Source organism: Micrococcus sp. iso_239 (genome assembly GCF_056173395.1).
The window spans coordinates 543,589-555,978 of sequence record NZ_CM149672.1; the positions used below are offsets into that span (position 1 = coordinate 543,589).

A 12,390-nucleotide genomic window follows, 5' to 3' on the forward strand; every position below is an offset into this window, starting at 1 on the left:
CCGCCGGGCATGGAACGTGCAACCACGAAGGATGATGAGGACGTCATGACGGAGCTGAGCCGCAGCGAGGACAAGCGACTGGTGCTGGCCACGGGCCGCGCCCACCCCGAGCTCGCGCAGGAGATCGCCGAGGAGCTGGGCACCGAGCTGCTCCCCATGAGCGCCTACGACTTCGCCAACGGCGAGATCTACGTGCGCTCGGGCGAGTCGGTGCGCGGCAAGGACGTGTTCATCATCCAGTCGCACCCGGCGCCGCTGAACAACCACCTCATGGAGCAGCTGATCATGGTGGACTCCATGAAGCGCGCCTCCGCCCGCCGCATCACAGTGGTCTCGCCGTTCTACCCGTACGCCCGCCAGGACAAGAAGGGCCGCGGCCGCGAGCCGATCTCGGCCCGCCTCGTGGCGGACCTGTACAAGACCGCCGGCGCCTCCCGCGTGATGAGCGTGGACCTGCACACCGCCCAGATCCAGGGCTTCTTCGACGGCCCGGTGGACCACCTGTTCGCCATCCCGCTGCTGGCGGACCACATCCGCTCCAGCGTGGAGGGCGAGGAGGTCACGGTGGTCTCCCCGGACACCGGTCGCGTGCGCGTCGCGGAGCAGTGGGCGGACCGCCTGGGCGGCGTGCCGCTGGGCTTCGTGCACAAGAGCCGGGACCTCACCGTTCCGAACAAGGCCGAGTCCAAGACCGTGGTCGGGGACGTCGAGGGCCGCGTCTGCGTGCTGATCGACGACATGATCGACACCGGCGGCACCATCGCCGGCGCCGTGCAGATCCTCAAGGACGCCGGCGCCAAGGACGTCATCATCGCCGCCACGCACCCGGTGTTCTCGGACCCGGCCGCCCAGCGTCTCGGCGAGTGCGGCGCCCGTGAGGTCGTGGTGACCAACACCCTGCCCATCCCGGAGGAGAAGCGCTTCGAGACCCTCACCGTGCTCTCGATCGCCCCGCTGATCGCCCGCGCGATCCGCGAGGTCTTCGAGGACGGCTCGGTCACCAGCCTCTTCGACGGCGTCGCCTGACCATGGCCGAGCGCGTCGAGCCGGCCCACGGGGAAGACGGCGGCGCGGTGGCCGCGCCGCAGCCTCACCGTCCGCGCCTGCCGTTCTGGGCCTCCCTGCTGCTGAACGTGGTGGTGGCCCTCGCGGTCGTCGCCGTGGTGCAGGCCCTGTGGGTGAAGGTGTACTCGGTGCCGTCCGGCTCGATGGAGAACACCCTCGAGGTGGGGGACCGCATGCTGGTCAACCGCACCGCCTACCCGGACGGGATGGCGGAGTCCCAGGACGTGGTGGTCTTCACGGCCAACGAGGACTGGGCGCACCCCATGCCACCGGAGGGGGCCGTGGAGAACGCCGTCCGCACGTTCGGCGACCTCACCGGCATCGGCCGCTCGCACGAACAGGCCCTGGTCAAGCGCGTGGTCGGCACCGCGGGGCAGACCGTGGAGTGCTGCACCGCCGAGGGCGCGGTGACGGTGGACGGGGAGCCCCTGGACGAGCCGTACATCCACAACGATCTGCCGTTCATCCGGGACGAGCTGGACTGCGAGTCCGAGGTGATCTCCGCGCGCTGCTTCGGCCCGGTCACCGTGCCGGAGGACTCGATGCTCGTGCTCGGCGACCACCGCTCGAACTCGGCCGACTCCGTGATCGCGTGCCGCGGCATCCCCGCCGACCAGGCCGGGGACTGCGCGCGCTTCGTCACCCGCGAGGACATCGTGGGCGAGGTCTTCGTGACGGTGTGGCCGCCCACGCACTGGGGCGGGCACTGATCTCCTGAGGCGCGGGGCCTCCTGGGCGACGGCGGCCCGTGCCGGTTCAGCCGGTCCTGGCCAGTTCCGCGGTGACCAGGGCGTCCATCGCCTCGTGCACCCGGGCCTCGGCGTCCTCGGGCACGGGTCCTTCGGTGCGGAGGCAGGCCACCACGTCGGCGGCCGTCCGCGGCTCGTCCAGCATGAGCCAGACGGACGGGCCCAGACCTTCGAGCACGACCAGGCGGTCCGAGGCGAGCAGGACCAGGCGGCCGCTGTCGGTCAGGATGCCGTCGTCGACGGCGCAGCGGGACACCGCGCCCGGGACCGCCGCACCGACCGAGGCCCGCAGCTCTTCCTCGGTGAGCGCCCCCCAGGCGGGGGTGACGGGCGTGGGCGGGGCCGCCAGGAGGCCGTCGACGACATCCCGCAGGTCCTCCGCTTCGGCGTAGACCAGGCGTTGGGCGCCGCCGACCGCGTCGAGGACGCGGCAGAGCGTCACGAGACCGCGGGGGAGCAGGGAGAGGGAGGAGGTCTGGGGGACGAGCGCCTCGAGCGCGGCCACGAGTTCTATGGCCTCCGCCCGCGGCGTCACCGGGCCTGCCGGATCCCGCACGCGGTCCAGCACGGCGATCCGGGCCAGCCGGGCGTCGGGGAGGGTCGGACCGAGACCCAGGTCGTCCGGGCCTCGCTGGGTCTTCGGGCGCACCCCCCGTGACCCCAGCAGGGACAGCGGCTTGGGGTACGGGGTGACGGCCAGGCCGTCGGGGGCGATGATCGCCGTCTCGTCGGTGAGGTAGGCGAAATGGGGCCCCAGCCGGCGCGTGGCCGTCGTCTTGCCCGTCCCGGACGCCGCCACCAGGACGATCGCCGCCCCGGTGTCCGGTGCGGCGAGGCACGCGGCATGGAACAGCAGGTGGGTGCCGCGGGCGGACTCGATCGCCCGTGAGGTCGCCAGGAACACCAGGTCCTCGTGCCACTGGAGCCACGGACGCGCGGTGTCGGCGCCGCGGTGCGCATCCGCGCGGGCCGGCGTCTCCACGGCCTCCACACCGCACCGGGCCCAGGACGCGATGACCTCCGCGCGCTCGTCTCCTGTGAGGCCGCTCACCGTCACGGCATCGAGACCGGTGCCGATGCGCAACGCGGTGGTCTCGCTCATGGCTTCGTCCTCCCCCTGGGTGCCGGGCATGGCTCACCCCTTCCATCCCGTGGCCGTCCGGTCAGTGTACTGAGAGCCGTGCGGGCGGCCATGGCGCCGCCCCACCGGCTGGCACGGGTCTTCGCCAGAGCCTCCCTATACTCGACACAGGTTCTCGGGCGCTGGGCGCGCTCTTCATCCGAGCTGAGGGAGGAGCCCGCATGGCAGCGCAGTCGACCACGGCGGCCGTGACCGTGGTGATCCCGCACTACGGCGATGCGGCCCCCACCCTCGCCCTCGTCGACCGCCTGCTGAGCGATCCCGGAGACGCGCTGGCCGCCGTCGTGGTCTCGGACGACGCCTCGCCCACCCCGTACCCCGAGGCGCACGATCCGCGTCTGACCGTGGTGCGCCGCGAGCGCAACGGCGGCTTCGGGGCGAACGTGAACACCGGCCTGGCCGCGGTCACCACCGAGCTGGCCCTGGTCCTCAACTCGGACGCCGAGATCACGGGGGCGCAGATCGACGCGCTGGTGGTGGCGGCCGCCCCGTATCAGCCGGCCGTGGTCAGCCCGCAGGTCGTCAACGAGGACGGCACGCCGCAGTGGTCCGGGCGGCACTTCCCCACGGTCCTGCACCAGACCGTGGAGTGGCTGACTCCGCTGGCCCGCTTCCGTCACCTGGACGTGCTCCACGAGGCCGTGGGGCACGACGTCGCGGCGGCCCGGTCCGCCTCGCCCGTGGCGGTCGACTGGGTGATGGGCGCCGTGCTGCTCCTGCCGATGGCCCAGGTCCGCGCCGTCGGCGGGTTCGACGAGGAGTACTTCATGAATTCCGAGGAGGTCGACCTGCAGCGCCGCCTGCGCGAGCGCGGCGTGCCGTCGATCGTGGTCCCGGCCGTCCGTGTGCCGCACGGGCTGCACGGCTCCTCGGACCCGCTGCGCCGGCGTGGCTGGCTGGTGGACTCCCGGTACCGCTACGCCCGGAAGTTCGGTCGCCCCCGGGTCCTCAAGGCCGCGCTCACCGCGGCCACCGGGGCGAACTTCGCCGTGAACGCGCTCCGGCAGGCCCGGGGTGTGGACGTGGACGCCCGCGCCGTGCTCCGGGACGAGCACGCGCTGGTCTGGAAGGGGCAGCGCCGATGAGCGCCACCGGCTACACCGTGCCGGCCCCGCCCGACGCGCGGGGCGGTCGCTCACCGGAACGGCTGTTCCTCGTCTCGCCGGCGTTCCACGGCTATCACCGGTCCATCGCGGCGGCGTGGGCGGCCCAGGGTTTCGACGTCACGGTGCACTGCTACGACGCCTACGCCACGCTCGGCATGAAGCTGCGGAACAAGGGGCTGCTCGAGCTGCCGCAGAAGGCGGGCGTGGACCGCACGGCCGCGCGGGTCGCCTGGGACACGGGGCGGGCCGTGGCCGCGCTGCGCGAGGCCCGACCGGACCGCGTGCTCGTGATCAAGGGCGACTCGCTGGGTGAGGACTTCTGGTCCGAGATCCTCGAGGCGGGCCTGCCCCGCATGCTCTGGCTGTACGACGACCTCGCACGACACGACTACTCGATGGAGTTCCTGCGCTCCGTCGGGCCGGTGCTCAGCTACGCCCGCTCCGAGGCCGAGCTGCTGGCCGGCGAGGGCGTGGACGCGCACTACATGCCCAACGGCTTCGACCCGGCGATGGCGCTGCCGGAGGTGCCGCGGCGCGACGAGCTGGTCTTCGTGGGCTCGCGCTACCCGAACCGCGTGGAGCTGCTCTCGCGCCTGGCCGCGGCCGGGGTGCCGGTGCGCGCCTACGGGCGTCAGTGGAGCCACCACCCGGTGGACCGCCTGCGCACGTGGGAGCTGACCCGGCCGGACCTGCCGGCCGAACGGGACATCCCCCTCGAGGAGGCGTACGCCGTGCAGGCGGCCGCCGCGGGCGCCATCAACATCCACGGCCTGCAGGCCGGCCACGCGATGCGGACCTTCGAGGTGCCCGGCATGGGCGGTCTTCAGCTCGTCGATCGGGCCGACGTGGCCGAGTTTTACGTCCCGGGCGAGGAGGTGCTCGTCTTCGAGGACGCGGACCACCTCATCGAGCTGGGCCGCCGGGTCGTCGCGGATCCCGCCTGGGGGGCGCGCATCCGGGAGGCCGGCCGCCGCCGGTCGCACGCGGAGCACACATTCGCGCACCGGGCGGCCATGGCCCAGGGGTGGTGGGCATGACCGACGCGCCCCTCTTCTGGCGCTCCGAGGACCTGCCGCGCTGGCACGCGTGGCAGCGCGCCCAGTGGCCGCTGACCCGGCGGGCTGCGGACACCGCGCGCTCGACCGTGCGCGGCGTGGCCGGCGCCCTGACACGCCGCCGGTCCACCGGCGACGACGTCCCGCGCCTGCTCCTGCCGGCGGGGGACGTGCACACCCTCGTCGCCCTGGAGTCCTTCGGCCCCACGCAGCTGGCCGCGCTGGCCTCGCCCGTGGCCGCCCTGGCCACGGTGCGGCCGGAGGCAGCCGCCGGGGTCGGCTGGGTGCTGCCCGCCGGTGACGCACCCGCCCTGCCCGGGGCCGCGGGCCACCGGGAGCACGCCGCCACCGCCGACGTCGTGACGGATCGCCTGTCCGGGCTCCGCCGCGTCCTGGTGGCGGGGGAGTACCTGCCCTCGGGCCGCGCCGCCGTGCGCTGGGCCCGGCAGCGGGGGGTGCGGATCGGCGTCGTCCAGCACGGGCTGCTGGCCGTGTCCACGCCGCCCGTCCCGCAGGACGCCACCCTGTACGCCTTCACGAGCGCGGACGCGGACTGGTGGACCCAGGGCCGCGCCGATGTGGAGGCCGTCCCGGTGGGCTCGGCGCTGCTGGAGCAGGCCCGCCGGACCGCGCCCGCGCTCTCGGGTGCCGGGGACGACGGCCCCGGGGTGTTCCTCGGTCAGCTGCACGGCGCCGAGCTGCCCCGCCGGGACTTCGCCGCAGCCGCCGAACAGTACGTGCGGGCCACCGGCGCCGCCTACCGCCCCCACCCGGCCGAGCGGGACCGCCTCTCCCGCGGCCAGCACGCGGCCTGGCGCAGAGCCGGTGTGCGGATCGACGACGCCGGGGCGCCCCTCGTCGCCACGCGCGGGCCCGTGGCCGCCGTCTTCTCCACCGGGATCCTCGAGGCCGCGCAGGCCGGCAGACCCGCGTGGGCCGTCCACCCGGACCCGCCCGCCTGGCTCGAGGGGTTCTGGCGGCGTTACGCCATGACCCGGTGGCGGCCCGGGCGCGTCCCGGAGCCCACCCCACCCCTGGCCTCGCCGACCGCGGACCCCGCGGCCGCGATCGCCGAACACGTCTGGAAGGAGACCGCGTGAGCATCCTGTGCGTCATCCCCGTGCGCGGCGGGTCCCGGGGGCTGCCCGGCAAGAACATCCGCCTCCTGGGCGGCCATCCGCTCGTGGCCTGGACCATCCAGGCCGCACTCGAAACGGAGGAGGACCTGCACGTGGTGGTCTCTACGGACTCGGCCGAGATCGCCGAGGTCGCCCTCCGCTACGGCGCGGACGTCCCGGGCCTGCGCCCGGCCCACCTGGCGCAGGACTCGACCCCCACCGAGCCCGTGATCGAGCACGTGCTCGCGGCCGAGCGCGCGGCCGGCGTCGAACCCGAGGGCGTGATGCTGCTCCAGGCCACCAGCCCGCTGCGCCTGCCCGGCACCCTGGACCGCGCCGTGCGGCAGTTCCGGGACACGGGGGTGGACTCGCTGGTCGGCGTCGTCCCGGTGTCCCCGTTCCTGTGGCGCCACGCCGAGGACCCCGACGGGGAGCCGATCCCGGACTTCGACGTCACGGCGCGCAAGCGCCGGCAGGACATGTCGCGCACCGACCTGCGGTTCCGCGAGAACGGGTCCCTCTACGTGACGCGCCCCTGGGTCTACGACCGGCTGCACAACCGGCTCGGCGGCCGGATCGGCCTGCTGGAGCTCGACGACCTCGAGGGCGTGGACATCGACACCGAGCTGGACTTCGCCCTGGCCGAGCAGCAGATGGACCAGTACCTGGCGGTCCAGAAGGTGCTCCAGCGCCACCCCGACCTCGGTGCCCCGCGCACCGCCGAGACCCCCACCACCGGCCCGAACCGCACCCTCGGAGGCACGCAGTGATCATCGAACGCAGGCTCACCCCCTATCTCGTCTTCCCCGAGGACTCGCTCCTGGCCGCCCTGCAGAAGATGACCGACAACCGCGAGCGCACCGTGTTCGTGGTGGACTCCCAGGGCTTCCTCGTCGGCTCCCTGACGGACGGGGACGTGCGCCGCTGGCTCGTGGCGCATCCGGAGGCGTCGCTGGACGTGGCCGCGGCCGACGTCGCCCATCGCGACCCGGCGACGGCGCCCCTGGGCGCGTCCCCGGCCGAGATGCGCGAGGCCCTGCCCGCCGGGGCGATGCACCTGCCGCTGCTGGACGAGCGCGGCCGCCTGACGGCCCTGGCGATCAACCGGGAGGCGGAGCTGCGGATCGGCGGGCACCGGATCGGGGAGGGCCACCCGGCGTTCCTGATCGCCGAGATCGGCAACAACCACCAGGGCGATGTGGACCTGGCCCGCCGTCTCGTGGACCTGGCCGTCGAGGCGGGCGCGGACGCCGTGAAGTTCCAGCTGCGGGACATGGACGCCCTGTACCGGCAGTCCGGCGCGGCCACCGCCGGTGAGGACCTGGGGGCGCAGCGCACCCTGGACGAGCTGGCCAAGTTCTCGCTCTCCGCCGCGGACATGGTGCGGGTGTTCGACCACGTCCGGGACGCCGGCGTCGCCCTGATGTGCACCCCGTGGGACGCCCCGTCCATGCGGGTGCTGCGCGAGTACCCGGTGGACGGCGTGAAGATCGCCTCGGCGGACCTGACGAACCACGGTCTGCTGCGGGACGCGGCCGCCTCCGGCCTGCCGATGGTGCTCTCCACCGGCATGTCCCGGGAGGAGGAGATCCGCGAGTCGGCGGCCCTGGTGCGTTCCTTCGGCGTCCCCTTCGCGATGCTGCACGCCCAGTCCACCTACCCCGCCCCCTACAAGGACGTGAACCTGGCCTACCTGGACCGGCTCGCGGAGATCGCGCAGACGCCGGTGGGCTACTCGGGCCACGAGCGCGGCTTCCACGTGGCCCTGGCCGCGGTGGCCCGGGGCGCCGCGATCATCGAGAAGCACTTCACCGTGGACCGCGGGCTCGAGGGCAACGACCACAAGGTCTCCCTGCTGCCGGAGGAGTTCGCGCAGATGGTCCGGCAGACCCGGGACATCGAGGAGTCGATCGGCGTCGGGACCGAGCGCGTGGTCTCCACGGGCGAGGCGATGAACCGCATCAACCTGGCCAAGTCCCTGGTGGCGGCCCGCCCGCTGCAGGCCGGCGCCACGATCACCGCCGACGACGTGACCGTGAAGTCCCCCGGCCGCGGCCTGCAGCCCAACGAGCTGCCGCGCCTGGTCGGCCGCACGCTGCACCGCGAGATGGCCGAGGGCGACTTCTTCTTCGCCGGAGACCTCACGGACACGGTGCCCACCGGGCGCCAGTTCGAGTTCCGGCGCCCCTGGGGCCTGCCGGTGCGCTACCACGACGTCGAGGCGCTGACGAAGGACTGCACCCCGGACTTCCTGGAGTTCCACTTCTCCTACAAGGACCTTGAGATCGACATCGACTCGGTGTTCCGCGAGCCCATGCCGATGGGCTTCACCACCCACCTGCCGGACATCTTCTCCGGCGACTTCCTCGTGGACTTGGCCAGCGACGACGACGCCGTGTGGGAGCGCTCGATCGCCGAGGTGCAGCGCACGATCGACATCACCCGGGACCTGAAGCGCTGGTTCCCGAACGAGGAGTCTCCCATCATGGTCATCACCATGGGCGGGTTCACCCTGGACCGGCACATCCGCCCGGAGGAGCGGCTGCCGAAGTACGAGCGCATCGCCGAGGCCGTGCAGCGTCTGGACACCTCCGGCATCCGGATCGCCGCGCAGACGCTGCCGCCGTTCCCGTGGCTGATGGGCGGTCAGCAGTACCACAACCTCTTCATGGACCCGGACGACACCGTGGCGTTCGTGGAGGCCACGGGGGTGCCCCTGTGCCTGGACATCTCCCACTCCAAGCTCTCGGCCACGTTCCTCGGGATCCCCTTCTCGGAGATGGTGGAGAAGCTGGCCCCGCACACCATCCACCTGCACCTCGTGGACGCCACCGGTGTGGACGGGGAGGGACCGCAGATCGGCGAGGGCGACGTGGACTGGCCCGTGCTGTGCGAGCAGCTGGACCGCCTGGCCCCCGGGGTGAGCTTCATCCCGGAGATCTGGCAGGGCCACATCAACAACGGCGAGGGCTTCTGGACGGCCCTGGACCGCCTGGAGCAGTGGCTGTGATCCCCGAGGCCGCGACGACCACTCCGGCCCCGCTGACGCTCTGGGTGGTGCCGGTCGCCGACCTCGGCGGCGTGGCCCGGCACGTCCTCGACGTCGCGCGCGTGGGCCTGCCTGGCCTGCGTCTGGCGGTGCTCTGCCCCGAGGGGCCGCTCGCCGAGCGCCTGCGCGAGCAGGGCGCGGCGGTGTTCACCGGGGACGTCGGTCCCGACGCCGGCCTGGCCGCCTCGGTGCGGACGCTCCGGACGGCGGTGCGCACCCTGCGTCCGGCCGCGGTCCACACGCACCTGGCCTACGCCGACCTCGCGGCCTTCACGGCGCTGGGCACGGGGCGGGCCCTGCGGCGGGCCGGTGCGCCGGCGCTGCTCAGCACCGAGCACGGGATCGCCCCGGACGACGGGTTGTACAACCGGGCTGCCGCGGCCCGGGTGAAGAACGCCGCGCACCGCGCCCGGCTGCGCGGCACGGACCTCGTGATCGCGGTGGCGCAGTCCACCGCGGACGTGCTCCGGCGCAAGTGGGGCACGGGGGGGCCCCTCACCGTGGTGCGCAACGGGGTGGACGTGTCCGCGGTGCGGGCCGCGGCCGCGGGGCAGCGGCGCGCACCGGGGGAGGGGCTGCGGATCCTCTCCCTGTCCCGGCTGGCGCCCGAGAAGAACCTCGACCGGTTGGTGGCGGCGCTGCCCGCCCTGCTGGAGCGCGACCCCGGGACGCGGGTGACGCTGGCCGGCTCGGGTCCCCTGGAGGGGCAGCTGCGCGCTCAGGCCGAGGACCTCGGCGTCGCGGATGCGGTCCACCTGCCCGGCTTCGTGGAGCCGTGGGGCACCATGGCCGAGCACGACGTGCTGGTGCAGCTCTCCGCGTGGGAGAACCTCAGCTACACCCTGCTCGACGCCGCGGCCGCCGGCCTGCCCGCCGTCGCCACGGACGTGGGCGGCAACGGGGAGATCCTGCCGCCCGAGCGCCTGGTCCACGAGACCACTCCGGCGGCCATCGCCGACGCCGTCGTGCGTGCCGCGGCCGAGGGCCCGGGCGAGGTGCGCGTGGGCGACGTGGAGACGATGGCCCGGGCGACCGCCGAGGCGACCCTCGAGGTGCTCGGGTGCCGGGTGGGGAAGACCTCGGGATGACCGGACGCATCTGGATCCTGGCGAACCAGGGTGAGGTGGGCGGCGGCGAGGTGATGCTGCACCACCTCGCCACGGCCCTGCGCGAGCTCGGTCGGGACGTGGGCATCGTGGCCCCGGCGCACCCGGCCGAGACCGCCGATCGCCTCGCCGCGGACGGCTTCGACGTGGTCCGCGTGAGTGGGTCCGGACGCCTGGGGTACCTGCGCGCTCTCCGGGCCTGGGACCGTGGCCGAGGCAAGGACGACGTCGTCTGGTGCAACGGGCTGCTGCCCGCCACGGCGCTGGCCGGCCGGCCGCGCCGGATCGTGCACCTGCATCAGGTGCCCGAGAAGCCGGTTCTGCGGGTGTTCTCCGCTCTGGCGCGTCCCGGCGCGCTCGCGGTCCTCGCGCCGTCCCGGTTCGCGGCGGACCGCATCCGCGGGGCGCGCGTGCTCTACAACTGGGTTCCGGCCCCGACGACGCCGCAGAGACGCCCGGCCCGCGGTGCTGATGAGTCGGTGACCGTGGGATTCCTCGGACGGCTGTCCGAGGACAAGGGCATCGTCACCCTGCTGGAGGCCGCCGCGCTGCTGCGGAAGACCGACCCGGGTGCTTTCGTGTTCCGCGTCGCGGGGGAGAGCCGGTTCGTGGCGGAGGACGAGGCCGAGCGGCTCGCCACCGCCCTGAAGGCAGCGGGTGAGGACGTTCAGGTGCTCGGCTGGCAGGACACCGCTGAGTTCCTGGCCTCCGTGGACGTGCTGGCCGTGCCGTCGCAGTGGGCCGAGGTCTTCGGTCTGGTGACGGCCGAGGCGATGGCCGCGGGCGTTCCGGTGGTGGCCTCCGATGCGGGGGCCGTTCCCGAGGTGGTCGGCAGCGCTCACCCCCTCGTTTTTCCGCAGCGGGACGCGGCCGCGCTCGCGGACTGCCTGCGGGCCGTGCGCGCGGTCGATCTGGGCGCGGTGGCCCACTCCCAGCGGCGCCGCTGGGCGTCGCTGTTCTCACCCGATGCCGGCCGCGCCGTCGTCGCCGAGCTCCTGGATGACCTGTCCCTATGACTCCCGCGGAGGACTCATGACCGAGACGCCCCTGACTCCCGAGGCCAGCGTGATCGTCCCCAGCCGGGGCGGCGCCCAGCGGCTGCCGCGCCTGATCGGCGCGCTCGCCGCGCAGGAGGACGCCCCGCCGTTCGAGGTCCACGTGGTCGTGGACGGGGATGTGGACGGGTCGGAAGCGGTGCTCGCCCAGTTGGCCGCGGAGTATCCGGGCCTGGACCTGAGCTGGACCGTCTTCGGCGAGAACCGCGGACGGGTCGCCGCACTCAACGCCGGTGCCGACGCGACGTCCGGCCGCATCCTCATCCGCGCGGACGACGATCTGGAGCCCGGACCCCACTACATCCGGGACCACGTGGCCGCGCACTCGGGCGGGCCTGGCGGAGCGATCGGACTCTACGTGAACGTCCTGGAGCCCACCCCGTATCAGCGCGCCTACGGTGACGCCCAGGACATCCTGCACCGTGAGCACGCGTATGCGCTGCCAGCGGATCGGCAGTGGCGGCACTGGGCGGGCAACGTGTCCGTTCCCCGTGCCCTGCACGAGCAGATCGGCGGTTACGACCCGGACTACCGACAGTACGGGTGGGAGGACATCGACTACGGCTACCGGCTTCACGCGGCAGGCTATCCCGTGGTGATCCGCCCCGAGCTGGAGACGCGGCACCACGCTGCCGCCGTGACCACGCACTCGAAGGCGGTGCGGGCCCTGCACGGAACGGCCGCGCGGAACCTGTTCGTGGGCAAGCACGGGGCGGCACCGCTCGGCACCATCGGTGCTCCGCGAGGCGTGTGGGGTGCTGCCGTACGCCTGGTGGCGTGGGGCACCACCGAAGCCACGCTCACGCGCTCCAGTGCGTTGATCGACGCCGTCGCGGACCACCTGCCCCGGGGGCTCGCCCGTCGACTCATCGCCCTCCAGGTGGAGGGCGCCGCCGAGGCCGGACGGGCCCGTCCCCACCGCGCGCAGCGGGCCATCTGAGGGGAC

11 protein-coding genes are annotated in these 12,390 nt (G+C 73.7%); 10 read left to right on the forward strand and 1 reads right to left on the reverse strand.

Annotated features, from left to right (window positions below):
- Positions 1-45: 45 nt before the first annotated feature.
- Together AC0VX2_RS02475 and lepB are read left to right on the forward strand one after the other, a co-directional pair.
- Entirely contained in the window at positions 46-1,026 is a 981-nt protein-coding gene (locus AC0VX2_RS02475; RefSeq protein WP_036340441.1) for a ribose-phosphate diphosphokinase, read from the forward strand.
- Positions 1,027-1,028: 2 nt separating this feature from the next.
- Entirely contained in the window at positions 1,029-1,775 is a 747-nt protein-coding gene (gene lepB / locus AC0VX2_RS02480; RefSeq protein WP_400395556.1) for a signal peptidase I, read from the forward strand.
- Positions 1,776-1,821: 46 nt separating this feature from the next.
- On the opposite strand, the gene AC0VX2_RS02485 is transcribed toward lepB, so the two are convergent.
- Entirely contained in the window at positions 1,822-2,916 is a 1,095-nt protein-coding gene (locus tag AC0VX2_RS02485; protein ID WP_475432617.1) for a PqqD family protein, read from the reverse strand.
- Between the two features lie 200 nt (positions 2,917-3,116).
- On the opposite strand from AC0VX2_RS02485, the gene AC0VX2_RS02490 reads away from it, so the two are divergent.
- The 8 genes from AC0VX2_RS02490 to AC0VX2_RS02525 are packed head-to-tail and all read left to right on the forward strand — an operon-like array spanning position 3,117 to position 12,384.
- Positions 3,117-4,040 carry a glycosyltransferase family 2 protein gene (locus AC0VX2_RS02490; protein ID WP_400395547.1) on the forward strand — a complete coding sequence of 308 codons (924 nt, stop codon included), beginning with the start codon at positions 3,117-3,119 and terminating at the stop codon, positions 4,038-4,040.
- Complete coding sequence (locus AC0VX2_RS02495; protein WP_400395544.1) at positions 4,037-5,098, forward strand: CgeB family protein; 1,062 nt, start codon at positions 4,037-4,039, stop codon at positions 5,096-5,098. Before AC0VX2_RS02490 ends, AC0VX2_RS02495 begins: the two co-directional genes overlap by 4 nt.
- Positions 5,095-6,216, forward strand: a complete 1,122-nt coding sequence (locus tag AC0VX2_RS02500; protein ID WP_400395541.1) for an RNA-binding protein — start codon at positions 5,095-5,097, stop codon at positions 6,214-6,216. Before AC0VX2_RS02495 ends, AC0VX2_RS02500 begins: the two co-directional genes overlap by 4 nt.
- On the forward strand, positions 6,213-7,004 hold the full coding sequence (locus AC0VX2_RS02505) for an acylneuraminate cytidylyltransferase family protein (protein ID WP_400395538.1): 792 nt from the start codon (positions 6,213-6,215) through the stop codon (positions 7,002-7,004). Before AC0VX2_RS02500 ends, AC0VX2_RS02505 begins: the two co-directional genes overlap by 4 nt.
- On the forward strand, positions 7,001-9,244 hold the full coding sequence (locus AC0VX2_RS02510; RefSeq protein ID WP_400395535.1) for an N-acetylneuraminate synthase family protein: 2,244 nt from the start codon (positions 7,001-7,003) through the stop codon (positions 9,242-9,244). Before AC0VX2_RS02505 ends, AC0VX2_RS02510 begins: the two co-directional genes overlap by 4 nt.
- Positions 9,235-10,371 (forward strand): glycosyltransferase, encoded by a 1,137-nt coding sequence (locus AC0VX2_RS02515; protein ID WP_400395532.1) that lies wholly within the window; start codon positions 9,235-9,237, stop codon positions 10,369-10,371. The genes AC0VX2_RS02510 and AC0VX2_RS02515 overlap by 10 nt, the downstream gene beginning before the upstream one ends.
- On the forward strand, positions 10,368-11,405 hold the full coding sequence (locus AC0VX2_RS02520) for a glycosyltransferase family 4 protein (protein WP_400395529.1): 1,038 nt from the start codon (positions 10,368-10,370) through the stop codon (positions 11,403-11,405). The genes AC0VX2_RS02515 and AC0VX2_RS02520 overlap by 4 nt, the downstream gene beginning before the upstream one ends.
- Before the next feature lie 16 nt (positions 11,406-11,421).
- Positions 11,422-12,384 carry a glycosyltransferase family 2 protein gene (locus tag AC0VX2_RS02525; RefSeq protein ID WP_400395527.1) on the forward strand — a complete coding sequence of 321 codons (963 nt, stop codon included), beginning with the start codon at positions 11,422-11,424 and terminating at the stop codon, positions 12,382-12,384.
- Positions 12,385-12,390 lie beyond the last annotated feature (6 nt).